This is a genomic window from Paenibacillus thiaminolyticus (genome assembly GCF_007066085.1).
In the GTDB taxonomy this organism is placed as follows: domain Bacteria; phylum Bacillota; class Bacilli; order Paenibacillales; family Paenibacillaceae; genus Paenibacillus_B; species Paenibacillus_B thiaminolyticus.
Genome location: NZ_CP041405.1, coordinates 4,023,529 through 4,038,707, shown reverse-complemented (window position 1 = coordinate 4,038,707; position 15,179 = coordinate 4,023,529). Strand labels below are relative to the sequence as shown.

Here is a 15,179-nt window from a genome sequence, read left to right as displayed (position 1 = left end):
TGAGATCATGGTTGAGATTTATTCGTATACGTGCTGACCGAGATGGTCTTTATGCAACGATACACGCTCACATTGGCCTTGCGAATCGAGAACATAGTGCACGATCGCCGCGTTATATACGGGATGAATGTCCCCGGGATTAACGATTTGCTTCATATCCGCGGTCGTCTGGCCATGCCCGAATACCGCAATATGCGCATCGGTTCCGTAATAATCGGTCAGCTTCGCGTCGACGAACTTCTGCACGCGCTTGCGGACGATGGCATGATTCTCCGGCCAGGTTGGCCACCACTTGCGCTCCATATCCTGATACTCCACGAATTGGGCGTGCGGGAATTCCTCTACAATCTGCTGACAGGCTTCCCAATCATAATCCCGGTAGTCCTTCCATTCCTCATTAAATATTTCGGACATTTCCGGTATGAGCACAATACCTAGACCCTGCGCTTTGGCAAGGGGCGTCGCGGTCTGAATGACTCTGCGCAGCGGACTGCAGAAGATGGCGTTCAGTTGGATTTCCTTGAAAAACGAAGGGATTTGCTCCGCTTGCCATTGTCCCACTTCCGACAAGCTGCAGTTCGGTCCGCCTCCTTGTCCAATATTCATGGTCGATTGTGCATGGCGAATGACATATAAGTGCATAGCTGATGTTCTCCTCTGTGTTGTGATAATCTTTTATCCGCCCGGAGGGCTGCCGGCAGCCCGGCCCGCCCGTTCGAACGCTCCTCTCGGCAGATGCCCCGTATCGTTCAGCTTCATCAGCTTGGTCGCATGCTCGCCGAAGACGATATGGTTCACCCCCGTATTCTCCTGGGGGAACCGGATATGCGCCGCTGAAGCCATGCCGAGCGCTTCGCGAAGAAGATATTCATTGAAATTCCCGTGACAAAATACCGCGATCCGCTCCTCGCTGCACGCCCGAAGCCGCCGCAGCGCTTCCTGCGCGCGCCGCTGAACGGTCTCGGGGCAATCGCCTCCCGGGCATTCCCATCCGTCCGTCCCCATCGTGTCCTCGAATACGGCTTCCGGGACCATCTCCAATAACAAGTGCTGAGAAGGACCGGCGAACCGGCTGCCTTCCCTGACTTCATACAACGCTGTCATCACCTGAATCGGCAGACCGAGCAGTCTTGCCAGCGGCTGCGCCGACTGCATCGCCCGAATCAACGGGCTGGAATAGATGGCGCTAATGCCCCGATCCCGCAAATATATCGCCACGCGCGCGGCTTGCGCATGGCCCTGCTCGGTTAGCGGCGAATCCGGCATATCGCGGTCCGGCAGCGTATTGCCTACCGATTGTCCATGCCGTACAAGAAATAACTCCATAATCGCTCCCTGCTTACTCTGTAATCTGTGGAACCGCATGCAATCCGCTCTGCGGGCGTATGGTCTGCCTTCTCGCAGAGCTTTCCTTGAGTGCTGCCTTTAAGTGCTGTCCTTGAGCTGTGTCCTCAAGTATTGCCCATCAGCGCTGTCATTGAGCGTTGTCCTCAAGTGCTGCCCATCAGCGCTGTTCTTGGGCTCTGTCCTGAAGCGCTGCCATGGAGTACATCTGTGCCCGCCTCTTCCCGGAACCTTGCCGGGGCTTGATAGCGGGTAGTCAGGCCCCATTATATACCCTCGAAGGCCGATCTAGCGGTCGATTGACGAATCATTAGCTTCGATGGAAGCGTCACGTTTTTTTTGAGACTCATCGCCTGCGGTTCATTCATAATCTCATTCAGCAAATGAAATGCTTCCGCGCCCAGGTTGGCCCCGTTCATCTCAACGCAGCTTAATGTCGGGGATACCTTGACCAGATAAGGGGCATCATTGAACCCGATAATCCCGACTTCCTGCGGAACGCGCAGCCCGGTCAATTGGCAGAACTTCAATACGCTAAGCGACATGACGCTGTCCATCGTAATGACGCTGTCGACGGCGATGCCTTCGTCCAGCAGACGCTGCAGCGCATTCATAATATCCTCTTCTTCCGGGCCGGCCTGCACGATGCGCTCGGGGCCCGCGTCCAGCCCGACTTGCTGTATGGCCTGCCTGTAACCGGATATTCTCGCCGCGAATACATCGAGCTTCGTATCCTGTGTCAATACGACGAGATTCCGGTATCCGGCGTCGATCAGATGCCGGGCGGCCATAAATCCGTCCCTCAGGTTGTCGTTATGGACGGAGAATACGTCATGGCGGAACGTGCGGCCGATCATGACGAACGGAATATGCTCCTCATGGAAGGTCCGCAGCAGCCGATCCTTGTCAGCGGACAAAATCCCGGTCAGAATAAGCCCGTCGATCTTTTGCTGCTTGTACAGCTGCACGCATTTCTCGATCTGACGATCGACGCTGTGGAACACCGCCAGCTGCAAATCCATGCCATGCTGCTCGACGGTGCTCGATACCCCATACAGCACGCTGTCGAAGAACGGGTTCCCGAAAATATCGGTTGAGTTCCGGGCGATGGTCAAGCAAATGGTCCTGCTGCCCGCGACGAGAGGCTTGGCACCTCCGGGGCGAACATAGTTCGTCTTCCGAATCGCCATCTGGACTCTGGCCCGCACGTCTTCCGAGGTATTGCCTTTGTTCGATAACACTCTTGATACCGTTGCTGGAGATACGCCAGCCAATTTTGCGACATCCTTGATGTTGGCCACGAAATCCCCCCCTGACAACCAATGAAACAAATCTGAAACAATTGAAACACTTCTTGTTTCATATTAAACCACATTTCTGTCAGTATGAAAAGAGAAAATGTCGAACTTGGCTTGAATTCTTTTATTTTATGAAAACAACGCTGATTTTGACGTGTTTTCAGGAAACAATTGCGAATCTTGTTTCATAAAATAATGAAACAAGATTACCTTTTGTGCAAAATGACAGCAAGTTGATTTTATAGTTTTAGGAATATTGCAATGCCACTATGTTCGGTTGCTTCCCATCGCCTTCTGCCCGCCTCCACCTCCGACGGCCGAACCACGGCCCACCTCCACCGACGCAAAGCTGCAAAAATACAGTATTTTCGCTACCGCCGCTCCTCCAAAACAGCAATCCTGCAAATCTCCACCAATTTCGCCCCTTTCCGCTCAGACTACGACAAAATGGGCAAATTCCTGCATCTGCGCAGCAATTCCCCCGATTCCGCCCCCGACAGCGTTAAAATACTGTAAATTTGCAGGAATCCCACCACATCCCCCCGTCTCCTCCCACTAGAGAGCACCCTAGAGCATCACACGGCCCAGCCTCCCCTCGGCGGCAAAAACAAAAAAGCCATCCCCACCGTAACTACTGACGGGGGAATGGCTATTTACTTATTTCACTTGTAAAAACAAAAAAAGAGCCGCATCGCAAGCGACGCGGCATATATTATGTTCTAGGGGTAAACTGTAAACCATGAGAAAGATGAAACGGATGTCCTTGTTCAACGGATGAAATCCGGCTGTCCAAGGTTCAATCGATGCAGGGCAACCCTCCTTTGCAAGAACTCATCTGTCATTCGGTCCATAATCAGAATACAATGGCTACATTAAAGAAAACTGAACCGAACCTTAAAATTAGATAAAAATGAGCATGATGCCAAAAATAAACGGAACCCCGGAGGAATTCACCCCCGGGGCTCTTTGCATTACGGTTCAGTTCCCTGTGTTCCAACGGTCGTACGCCGCTTGATAGATTTCTACGATGCGGTCGCCGCCCATTTTTTTGCAAGTCTCGAGATATTTATCCCAGTTCGTCAACGGCTCTTGACCTGTTACGAATTTCGCTTCCATTTGCTTCACGTACGTATCCAGGTCGGAACGGATGCTGGATACTTCCGCTTGCTCGTCTTGCGACAAGTATACGCTCGGGAATGGAACCTTTGCGATAGGCAGAATCTTTTCATCTGTTTCCTTTTTCAGCCATGCATCGAATTCGCCGGAGAAGCCGCGCTTCGTATCTTCGTTCGTAATCTTCGGTACGACAACGCCGTAGTCCGGAGTCAGCGTCGCGCGATACTCTTCACGGTCGCCGCCGCCTGGCACATCCAGCCATTTCTTCGTATGGTCGTCTTTATTGACATACTCCCACAGGATGCCTTCCGGACCGTTGCTGAGCAGCTCGGCGCCTTCCGTAGAGTACAGATAGTCTACCCAACGCATCGTTGCTTCCGGATGCTTGTTTTTGTTCGTAATCGCAAAAGCGCCTTTCGCCAGACCCGGATGCTTCGCAGCTACGGCCTTCACGTCGCTGTCGACCGGACGATACATCGGATCATCCATGCTTGGCTCGCCGCCGAGCGTGAAGTAAGCATGATAGTCAGAGAAGAGGCCGATCTGATTGTTCTTCCCTTTCGCCTTTTTCTGCTCATCGGTTTGCGAGAACGTTTCTTTGTCAAGCAAGCCCTCGGTCCACAGCTTGTTCAGGAACGTCAAGTATTCCTTATAGCCTGGCTCCATTGGCGTATAGTGAACTTTGTCCTGGGTATCGGAATAGATAACTTCGTTGTAAATGCCCCATGAGCCGAGCAGCCACATGCGGAGATCGTCCAGCTTGACGGAAGCGAGCGGAATCTCGTCTTGCTTGCCGTTGCCGTTCGGATCTTCCTCTTTGACACGCTTCAGATAGGTGTACAGCTCATCGATCGTTTTAGGGACCTCCATGCCAAGCGCTTTCAAAAACTTGCCGTTGTACCACAACGGTCCACGATACCAGCCGGCATCGAGGTCGATGTTCGGCAGCGAATAAATATGTCCGTCCGGGGTTGTAATCGACTTGCGGATATCCGGATTGTCGTCGAGAATTTTCTTCAGATTCGGCGCATACTCCTCAATCAAGCCTTCCAACGGAATGAGGACGCCCTGTCCACCATAGTTGACTTCATCGGAAGCTTGCAGCTGTCCGGAGAAGAATACATCGGGATAGTCTCCGCTCGCGAACACGAGGTTTCTCTTTGTATCGAAGCTATCAGCCGGCGCATTGCGGAATTCGAACTTGATGTTCGTCTTTTTCTCCATTTCTTTGAAGAAGTCCATATTCTGCCAGTTCTGAATTCCGACGTCTTGCCCCATCATCGTCAGCGTAATCGGTTCATTGACGATCGGGAAGCCGTCCTTGCTGACATCGCTTGCGGATTCGCTGCTTGTATTGCCGCTGTTGCCTTCTGCCGCAGGCTTGTCTGAAGAGCCGCAAGCCGCCAGCAGGGTGAAGAGCATCGTCATGGACAGCAGAATTGCCCATGTCTTTTTGAGCTTTTGCATGCGTAGATCCTCCCTTTTGTGTTCATTATACGTTACCGGGTGAAGCACATATAATAAGCAAAGACTGGTAGTCTTCGTTATTATCCGATGAAGAGGAAGCGGACGGCTGACGCGTTGAACATCAGCCTTTGACCGAACCAATCATGACGCCTTGCACGAAGTAGCGCTGCAGGAACGGATAGACGACGATGACCGGCAAGGTCGAGACGATAATGACGGCATATTTGATGAGAGAAGCGACCTCCGCCTTATTGTTCAGCGCAGCGGCGACTGAGCTGTTAACAGCCGCGCCGGTGGTCTCGGCCGACATCTCCTGCAAGACGAGAATCTGGCGCAGAATCATCTGCAGCGGATACTTCGCTTCTTCGTTCAAATAAATCAAGGCTCCAAAGTAACTGTTCCAGTGGCCTACCCCGTAGAACAGGGCCATGACCGCAATAATCGGCGCCGACAGCGGAAGCACAATTTTGATGAACAGCCTCATATTGGTGCAGCCGTCAATCTGAGCGGCCTCCTGAAGCTCATTCGGTATCGTGGACTGGAAGAACGTCCGGGCGACAATAATATTCCACACCGATGCCGCACCCGGCAGAATCAGCGCCCACATGCTGTTGATCAGGCCCAGGTTTTTGACGAGCAAGTAACCGGGAACCAGCCCGCCGCCGAAGAACATCGTCACCATGAACATGGCCATGAAGAAGTTGCGTCCGACGAAATCTTTGCGGCTCAAGGCGTACGCCGCGGGCAAGGTCACGATAAGGTTGACCAAGGTGCCGACAACCGTATAAATAATCGTGTTTTTATACCCGGACCAGATTTTGGCGTTATCGAATACCCGCGCATACCCTTCGAACGTAATCCCTTTTGGGAACAACCACATCTCTCCCGAGTTGACCAGCTTCGGATCACTGATGGATGCGCTGATGATATAAATAATCGGATAGGCGACGACAATGAATGCCAGTATCAGATAGATATAGTTGCAAAAGATAAACACTTTATCCGCTCTCGTTTCTTTCACGACAGAAGCCATCTGCTGCTTCCTCCTTCCTACCACAAGCTCGTTTCGCTTGTGCGGCGCGCGATTTGGTTGACTGTAATGAGCAAGATAGCGTTAACCACCGAGTTGAACAAGCCGACAGCGGTGGAGAAGCTGTACTGGGCATCGACTAGACCCGAACGATAGACGAAGGTGGAGATGACGTCCGATGCTTCCATGTTGAGCGGGTTCTGGAGGAGCAAGATTTTCTCGAAGCCTACGCCGAGAATGCTGCCCATGTTCAGAATCAACAAGATGGTAATCGTCGGCACGATGGTCGGAATATTGATATTCCAGATGCGCTGCCAGCGGCTGGCGCCATCCATAATCGCGGCCTCATGGAGCTGCGGATCGACGCCGGAGAGCGCCGCCAGGTAGATGATAGTGCCCCACCCGGTGCTCTGCCATACGCCGGACAGGACGTAGACCGTCTTGAACCATCTCGGGTCCGTCAGGAAGGCGGCAGGCTCGAAGCCCAGAAATTCGATGATGTGTACAAGAATCCCCGTCGATGGCGACAAGAACGTAATGATAATACCGGCCATAACGACGACGGAGATAAAATGCGGCGCGTAGGTAACCGTTTGCACGGTTCGCTTGAAGAAGCCGTCTTTGACTTCATTGAATGCCAAGGCAAGAATGATGGGAAGCGGAAACCCAATCGCCAGCTCGTACAAGCTGATGCTGAGCGTGTTCCACAGCAGATCCCAGAAATAGTAGGAATTAAAAAACCGCTCAAAATGATCAAACCCTACCCAAGGGCTTCCTGTAATCCCCTTGGCCGGAATAAAGTTTTTAAACGCGATTTGAATCCCATACATGGGACCGTAGTGGAAGATAAGAAAATAAAGAAATGCAGGGGCGATAAAAAGATACAATTCCCAAGTTTGCGCCATGCGCTTCCATACCGATTTCTTTTTGGCGGCCGGCATGTTCATCGTGAGAGCGCTGTCTGCGTTTCCTTGCATCGTCTCCACTCCCTCCTCTCAATTGATAGCAATACTCTTGATGTCTATAGGTTGTGCGCGAGGTTGTGCGCGGTCAGCTCGGCTGCCTCGCGCCTTGCTAACGCTTACATGTAAAATTGTAGCCATCAGGCCATCAGGCCGTAAATATGTCGATTCCGCACTGTCAATTTCTACATCCTCGGCTGGCCTAGAAGAAGTCTTTTCCTTATAAAGCGCTGTCATTCCCGTATTGGCCATCGAGAGACAATTGGTCATTTTTGATGTGATCGTTGGCATCGCAAAATCGACATATCCCCTTGCTTGGCAAGCAAAAACGGCAGCCACTCTCTCCTTGCAGAGAAAATGCCTGCCGCTCTCATCGCTGCTCCTCAATCGCGGATGAATGGCCTCCGGTTCCGTACAGCTTCCGGTATTGTCCCGGCGTATGTCCAGTTTCTTTCTTGAACTTGCGGATAAAATTCGGCACATCCATATAACCGACCCGGATAATAATATCTTTGAGCGGTTCGTTGCCGCTCTTCAGATGGCGGATCACTTCATCCATGCGGAGCTGCCACACATGCTGCGAGAACGTATGCCCGGTCTTCTCCTTAATGGACCGGCTCAAATAAGAGACGGATACCCGGTACATCTCGGCCAGCTTCTCCAGACTCAGATCATATTCGCAATAATGCTCCGAGATATAAGTTACGACCTCGTCGGTCAACGAGCGCTGCTCCGACTCTTCCTGATGCTCCACTTGGCTGCAAATATAGACAACCAGCTCGCACAGCTTCGCCTCCAGCTGCTCCAGCGTCTCGAACTTCGCCAGATCGGGTACCTGCTGCGCCGTCTCCGTCAAGCCCAGCTCAGAGGCAGTCTTCAGCACCGTATTCAGGACATCGAAGCACATGCACCGCAGCAGCGGGATCGCCGGCTCTTGCTGTTGCAGCTTCCGGAACACCGCTCCGATCGTGTCGACTGCCACCGTCGCATTGCCCTGCTTCAAGCTCTGGGTCAGCTTGATGAGAGAATCTTTAGCGATCCAGAAGTTCTGATCCTGCTCATAGGTCAGATTCGAGAAGAACGTGACGCTGCCCTTGCCGTTCACGATCCGGTACTCCAGCGCCGATGCGGCTTCAATATAAGATTGGTTAAGCTGTTCGGGACTCGTGTACAAGCTGCCGATGCCCATCGTCGGAATAGCGGTCATATGCTCCTCGACAAGCTGGTGCACATCTTCTACGATGGCCTCCATGCGCGACTCATCATCCGCTTCCGCCCCCGCCTCCATGCTGACAAGGAGCGCCAGCTGCTCGGTGTGGGACAGCTCGACGCCATAGGCCATGGCCCTCCCTCTCGCCAGTCCGAACTCCGTAAACTGCTGCACGAACGCTTCCCGTTCCTGCGCGGAAGATGCCCGATCTACCATATATTCCCATGCTATAATAATAACAAACATGCTCCTGCCCGAGAGGACAATCCCTAATTGCTGCAGCATTTCCTCCGCATCCTCCCGGCTCGGGGCGCCGCGCTTCAGCAGCGTCAGCAAGTACTGATTCCGGGCATACGGCTCCTGCAGATCCACCTGGTTCCGATAAGACAGCAGCGTCTCCCGAATCCATTCCAGCTCCGACTTTCCATTGCTGCCGTCCTCCGCCGCTTCATCAGTCCCGCGCTTCAGATTGGCGAATTCGAGAAGATCGCGAATCGGGTGGTACTGCCGCTTAGCGAGTAGGATGGCCAGCATCGAGCCGAACAGAATCGTGACCGCGAAGATCATCAAAATAAAGGTCTGGATATGAACGACGCGGCCGAAGAACTGCTTCGACGGCATCGCGGTGACATAAGTCCAGCCGTTGGAGTCCGACTTGACGGCGACGACGGATTGCTGCACTTCACCGAGCTGCTCCGTATGAATGCCTGCCTCTACGGCGGCAAGCCGCCTCACCGCCTCCTCCTCCATCTCGCCGCCATGACTGGCGGCCGCCAGCACCCGGCCATCCTGATCGAAGATATAGGCATTGCCCTGGAAATTGCTCAGAACGGACTCCATCATCCCCGTCAGCATCGACTCTTCAATCAAGTAGGTGACGGTGCCATGCTTGTAGCCCTGATTCGTCGGAATCGGCACCAGATAAGCCAGCATCCGGTTCTGGCCGTGGCGGTTCACGGTCACCTGCTCGGTCGGGCGCATCGTCGGCACCTTCACGGCGTTCAAGTCCCGTACGAACGTATTCTTGTTCCAGTTGGAGAAGTCGTACACAAAGTCGAACATCGTGTCGACCGACATCATTCCCCGGGAGGAGTAGAGCACGTCATCACCATGAAAATATAAAAACATCTCATTCACTATCGAGCTGTTGGCTTTATACTTATCCAGCGCATCAATCGCTTCCCCGCCATAATAGTCGTGGCGCACCATATAAGGAGTCAGCTTGCTGTCGAAGCTGATCCGGGCCGCGATCTCCTCTAGCTCCTTCATCCGGCCATCAATATTCCGCTTCGCCTGCTCCAATTGACTGATGCTGGATTGCTCGATCTCGGATCGCAAGTTATTGACAGCGTTTTGATAAATAATAAATGTCATCACAATCAAGGGCACCAAAAAAATCGATAAATACGACAGTATATATTTAAACAAAAGCTTGGATTTAAAATGATTCCATCGCATTCCCTATGGCCCCCTACTATCAAATTGACAATTTGCAGAATGAGACTTTTTTCGTCTGTAAGCGTTTTTATATTATATCATATGGTATATCATTTTTATATCTTTTTCGACAATTTACGACCACATCCCCTTTATGCAGGTATAAAAAAAGCACCGTTCGGAATAAAATTCCGGACAGTGCTATAGAAATAGAGTTGAAATCTTGCAACGATTTTCGATTAGATATACCAGCTTATGGCCTTATCGGCCGCTCTTCAGCTCCGTCCACAGGCGGTCATACAATTGAATCGACTTGCCGACATCGAGCAGCCACTCCGTGCGCCCAAGCTCTTCATCCGTCAGGTTGATCATCGGATTATTCAAATATTCCTCGCTGTGGAATTCCTTCGCCTTCATAACCGGGTTGCTGTAGCCAACGAACTCATAGTTCTTCGCGCTGTTCTCCGGATCAAGCATGAAGTTGATGAATTTCTCGGCCAATTCCTTGTTCTTGGCTCCCTTAGGGATGGCGTAGGTGTCCGCGAAGATCGTGCTGCCTTCCTGCGGAACGACATAGGCAATATCCGGATTCTCCTCCGCGATGAAGGCCGCGTCGCCGGACCATACCGTCCCGATCCAGCCCTCTTCCTGGATCATCTTCTGCTTGATGTTGTCGGTATCGAAAGCGACCACATTCGGCACCAGCTTCCGCAGGTCGTCCGCAGCCGCATTGATGTCGGCCTCGTTATCCGCGCTGTTCGATTTGCCCGCTTTTTTGAGCGCCATCCCGATAATCTCGCGATTGTCGTCCAGCAGCAGCACTTTGCCCTTATACTCGTCCTTCCATAGATCGGCCCAGCTTGTCGGCGCTTCGGCAATATGCTTCTTATTATATGCAATGCCCGTTACGCCCCACATATAAATAATAGAATGCTCGCTATTCGGGTCATATTCCGGATTTTTGAAACGGTCTACTACGTATTGGAAGTTCGGAATGTTATCCTTGTTGATCGTCTCAAGCAAATCCTGCTTAATCATGCTGGCCACCATATAATCCGATGGCTGTATGAGATCATAGTTTGCTCCGCCGGCCTTGATCTTGGCCAGAAGCTCCTCATTGTTCGCGAACACCGCCATATTTACCTTGACGTTGTTCTCTGCTTCGAACTTCTCAATCATCTCTGGATTGAAATTATCCGCCCACGTATACAAATTCAACGTGTCTTTGCTCGAAGAGCATCCGGCCAACGCGGAGATTGTCAGCATTCCCGCCAATACGGCAGCGAACCATTTCATTTTTTTCAATTCTTTCTACCCCTCTCTGATCCGCAGGATCCCAATGTTTGATTTCAATATGATTTCGTTCAAAACGGCAGCATCGAACTTTTCTTCTCGCCGTTGCCGCGGTTCAGCATCCATTGCGCCAGCACAATCAGCCCGACGCTTAGCAAAATAAGCAGTGTGCACAGCGCATTAATCTCCGGCGAAATGCCGCGCTTGACCGAGCCGTAAATATAGATCGGCAGCGTCGTCGAGTTCGGTCCCGCCACGAAAAAGCTGATCAGGAAGTCGTCGATCGACAGCGTAAAGGCAATCAGCGCCCCCGCGATAATCCCCGGCCATATCGACGGCAAGGTGACAAAGCGGAACGTCTGCCACGGCGTCGCTCCCAGATCCGAAGCCGCCTCTTCCAGCTGTCCGCCCATATTCGCGAGCCGCGAGGAGACGATGACATATACATACGAGATACTGAACGTAATATGCGCGACGATGACCGTCGTCTTGCCGAGCGGCATATTCAGCTGGCTGAACAGCACGAGCAGCGACAGCCCCATAATGATGTCCGGCACGATGATCGGCAAGTAGAGCAAGCCGGCGATTCCTTTTTTCATTCGGCTCAGCATGCGCCGCATCGCAAGCGCTGCCATCGTGCCGAATACCGTGGATAACACCGTCGAAACGAGCGCGATAATAACGCTGTTGCTCAGCGCCTCCATCACCTGCCGGTTCTGGAACAAAGACCCGTACCATTTGAAGGTAAATCCGCTCCAGCTTGCATTCAGCCGCGAATCATTAAATGAAAAGATCATAATCAATATGATCGGAATGTAAATGAACAGAAGCAGCAGGAACGAGTGGCAAGCCAACAGCGGATGCTGCTTCGATGCGGATGCTGTCTTCATGCCCTCGCCTCCTTCGATGCCTCATATTTGGATCGGATCGCCCACTGGAACAATCCGATAATAATCAAGGCGCTGATGACGAACACCACTGACAAGGCAGAGCCGAACGGCCAGTTGCGCGCCCCAAGGAACTGGTTCTGAATAATATTGCTCAGCATTTGCGCCTTGGCGCCGCCCAAAATATCGGTGACCACGAACATGCCTGTCGTCGTGACGAAGACCAGCACGCTTCCGGTCATAATTCCCGACTTGGTCTGCGGCAGCGTAATATGCCAGAATGCGCTCCAGCGGCCTGCACCAAGATCGCTGGCCGCTTCCAGCAGCCGCTTATCCATTTGCTCCAGAGCGACATAAATGGGCAGCACCATGAACGGGATGAACGTATACACCATCCCGAGCAGCACGGCTCCTTTGGTATACAGCATCTGGAGCGGCTCTTGAATCCATCCGACATCCAGCAGCACCTGGTTCACGATACCCTGCGTCCGCAGCAGCAGCACCCAGGCATAAGCGCGGATCAAGAAGTTGATCCAGAAAGGAACCGTAATGAGAATGAGCCACATCTTCTGCCGCCCCGGGCTCGCCTGGGAAATGTAATAGGCCAGCGGGTAAGCGAGCAGCAGGCAGATCGCTGTCGTCACAATCGAGAGCCATAGCGTATCCCAGTAAATGCCCAAGTAGAGCGGGTCAAAAAAGCGGGCATAATGTTCCAGCGTAAACGTAAATATGACATTGCCCAACTCGTCGCGTTGCATGAAGGATACGGCGAATACCGCGAGCATCGGCACGACGAGAAATATCGTCAGCCACAACACGACCGGCGCAATGATGCCGAAGGAGCGTCTCATGGGCCGATAATCACCTCGTCTCCCGCGTTCCAATGAACGCCGACACGTTGTCCGATCTGCCATGAACGGGTGTCCGTAAAATCAAGCACCGCTGTCACCGTAGTCTGTTCATTTTCCATATGAACAATCAATTTATGAATATTCCCTAAATAGACAATATCCTGTATAATTCCCGCCTTGCGCACGCCTTCCGTCTCCTCCGAGATACGAATCTTCTCCGGACGGACGGTGAACATATTGTCTTCATGGAAGACATTGTTCTCACCGACGAACGTAGCTGCAAACAACGTCTCCGGGCGTTCGTAAATTTCTTTAGGCGAGCCCACCTGTTCGACGCGGCCGTTGTTCATGATGACGATCCGGTCGGACATCATCATTGCTTCTTCCTGATCATGAGTAACATAGACAAACGTAATTCCCAAATTCCGCTGCAGCTGCTTCAATTCGCCCTGCAGGTTTTTGCGGAGCTGCAAGTCAAGCGCGCCGAGCGGCTCATCCAGAAGCAGCACCTTCGGCTTGTTGGCGATCGCCCGCGCAATGGCGACACGCTGCTGCTGACCGCCGGACAGCTGATGCGGATATCGCGCAGCGAGCGGAGTCAGCTGTGTGAGCCGGATCGCTTCAGCGATGCGCTCACGCTGTTCCGCTTGCGGAATTTTTTTCATTTTTAGACCGAATTGAATATTTTGCTCCACCGTCATATGGGGGAACAGAGCGTAATGCTGGAATACGAGATTCAGATCCCGTTTATTCGGAGGCAATTGCGTCACGTTCACGCCGTCCAACCGAATCTCGCCTGCCGTAGGCAGCTCGAAGCCGGCAATCATACGCAAAATCGTGGTCTTGCCACAACCACTTGGGCCGAGCAGCGTTAGAAATTCTCCCTCATCAATCGTGAGCGACAAAGGATGTACTACGGGTTGCCCGGCAAAGTGTTTCTCCACATTTACCAGTTGTATCAAGAGCATCAACCCCTTATATCGTCAGCCTATCCACGGGATACGGCAAGCCGCTCCGGTCGGGACGACGCCGCCGCGAATACCGGATAATCATGCGATAAGAATGCATATGCGCATACCTTGTCCCCTTATCCATTAAGCAAAAAAAGCCATATCCGTTGGTATGGCTTCCCGTTCGTTCACGTTGGCGTTTTTGCATATTCAATATACATCGTTTTGCTTAGTGATACAACTATTTTTACGTAATTTCGACAATTGCATACATTCATCTTCAATGGATTGACTCATTTCATCCATCTAAAGGGCTCCCACCCACATTTTTGTAACCACGCGCAAAGGCCCCTCGCCCGTCCGCGAATCTTCGCGGCGCCGGGAAGGGACCTTCGTCTCTTAGGCTCTTATTTCATTTCGAACAGAACCTGCACTTGCGCACGCAGCTTCACCTGGCCGCCCTGAGGAGCCGAGCCGGCAGCGTCAGCGGCGGAAGCGTTCATCATCGACAGCTTCTCGCTCATGACCCGCACCGGCTGCCAGTCCGCGCCGGATTCCACTATCGTAAGCGCCGGTCCGACCTGGCGATTGGCTGCCTTGGCCAGCGCACCCGCCTTGCTCGCCGCATGCTTCACAGCCTTTTCAAGCACTTGAGATTCGAAGGCGTCGCGCTTCTCGATATCGAATTGAATCTGCTGCACCCGTGTCGAATCGGCTCCGGCCACCGCATCTACCAGATTGCCCAGCTTCGCGAGGTCGCGGTACGCGACGCGAACGGCGTGGCGGGCTTCATAACCGACAACCTTCGGTTCGCTGTTCTCCGCATATTTATAGACCGGATTGACGGAAAAATCAGTCGTTTTCACTTGGGTATCCGCAATTCCGTATTTGGTCAACACCTGCTTCGCCTTGTCGAATGCCGCGGCATTCAGCTTTTGGGCTTGCGCCGCCGTATCCGCCTTCGATTCCGTGACGATATCGACATAAGCAATATCCGGCGTAACCTCCAATTCGCCTTGTCCCATAACCGTAATCGTGTTTTTGTCCATGATCGAAGCCTCCCCTGCCGCTTGTACCGACTGTGGAGCTGCAGCTCCCCATGCGCCGAACAGCAATGTGCCGACGACGACGGCTGCCACCGCCGTCCGCCGCCAGTTCCGTCCATGTGAGTTTCCATTCATCATCCTATACCCCTCCATCGCTCATACTGGTAAGATTATCAACTTGCTTACGATTTAAACGAGGGGATCACCAAATATGTTGCACCTAACGCATGAATTATTTTCCGGCAGCCTGTGCGTCCTTCATACGAGCCGCTGCTGTTCGAATCGATC

General features: G+C 52.5%; 12 protein-coding genes. All 12 read right to left on the bottom strand.

Annotated features, from left to right (window positions below; genetic code table 11):
* Positions 1 to 18: 18 nt before the first annotated feature.
* Entirely contained in the window at positions 19 to 642 is a 624-nt protein-coding gene (locus FLT43_RS18020; RefSeq protein WP_087440257.1) for a histidine phosphatase family protein, read from the bottom strand.
* A 33-nt stretch (positions 643 to 675) separates the two neighbouring features.
* Entirely contained in the window at positions 676 to 1,326 is a 651-nt protein-coding gene (locus tag FLT43_RS18015) for a histidine phosphatase family protein (RefSeq protein ID WP_087440258.1), read from the bottom strand.
* Between the two features lie 284 nt (positions 1,327 to 1,610).
* On the bottom strand, positions 1,611 to 2,645 hold the full coding sequence (locus FLT43_RS18010) for a LacI family DNA-binding transcriptional regulator (protein ID WP_087440259.1): 1,035 nt from the start codon (positions 2,643 to 2,645) through the stop codon (positions 1,611 to 1,613).
* A 975-nt stretch (positions 2,646 to 3,620) separates the two neighbouring features.
* Positions 3,621 to 5,225, bottom strand: coding sequence for an extracellular solute-binding protein (locus FLT43_RS18005; RefSeq protein ID WP_087440260.1), 1,605 nt, complete (start codon positions 5,223 to 5,225; stop codon positions 3,621 to 3,623).
* A 121-nt stretch (positions 5,226 to 5,346) separates the two neighbouring features.
* Positions 5,347 to 6,258: a carbohydrate ABC transporter permease gene (locus tag FLT43_RS18000; protein ID WP_087440261.1), complete on the bottom strand. Its 912-nt coding sequence runs from the start codon at positions 6,256 to 6,258 to the stop codon at positions 5,347 to 5,349.
* 17 nt (positions 6,259 to 6,275) lie between these two features.
* On the bottom strand, positions 6,276 to 7,232 hold the full coding sequence (locus FLT43_RS17995) for an ABC transporter permease (protein WP_087440262.1): 957 nt from the start codon (positions 7,230 to 7,232) through the stop codon (positions 6,276 to 6,278).
* A 355-nt stretch (positions 7,233 to 7,587) separates the two neighbouring features.
* Positions 7,588 to 9,801 carry a helix-turn-helix domain-containing protein gene (locus FLT43_RS17990; RefSeq protein WP_244194003.1) on the bottom strand — a complete coding sequence of 738 codons (2,214 nt, stop codon included), beginning with the start codon at positions 9,799 to 9,801 and terminating at the stop codon, positions 7,588 to 7,590.
* A gap of 324 nt (positions 9,802 to 10,125) precedes the next feature.
* Entirely contained in the window at positions 10,126 to 11,169 is a 1,044-nt protein-coding gene (locus FLT43_RS17985) for an ABC transporter substrate-binding protein (RefSeq protein ID WP_087440265.1), read from the bottom strand.
* A 59-nt stretch (positions 11,170 to 11,228) separates the two neighbouring features.
* Positions 11,229 to 12,047: an ABC transporter permease gene (locus FLT43_RS17980; protein WP_087440266.1), complete on the bottom strand. Its 819-nt coding sequence runs from the start codon at positions 12,045 to 12,047 to the stop codon at positions 11,229 to 11,231.
* The gene (locus FLT43_RS17975; protein WP_087440267.1) at positions 12,044 to 12,895 is read right to left on the bottom strand and encodes an ABC transporter permease; all 852 of its coding nucleotides are present in this window, start codon (positions 12,893 to 12,895) and stop codon (positions 12,044 to 12,046) included. Before FLT43_RS17975 ends, FLT43_RS17980 begins: the two co-directional genes overlap by 4 nt.
* Positions 12,892 to 13,863, bottom strand: coding sequence for an ABC transporter ATP-binding protein (locus FLT43_RS17970; protein ID WP_087440268.1), 972 nt, complete (start codon positions 13,861 to 13,863; stop codon positions 12,892 to 12,894). The genes FLT43_RS17975 and FLT43_RS17970 overlap by 4 nt, the downstream gene beginning before the upstream one ends.
* Positions 13,864 to 14,252: 389 nt before the next feature.
* Positions 14,253 to 15,029 (bottom strand): SIMPL domain-containing protein, encoded by a 777-nt coding sequence (locus tag FLT43_RS17965; RefSeq protein ID WP_087440269.1) that lies wholly within the window; start codon positions 15,027 to 15,029, stop codon positions 14,253 to 14,255.
* Positions 15,030 to 15,179: the final 150 nt, after the last annotated feature.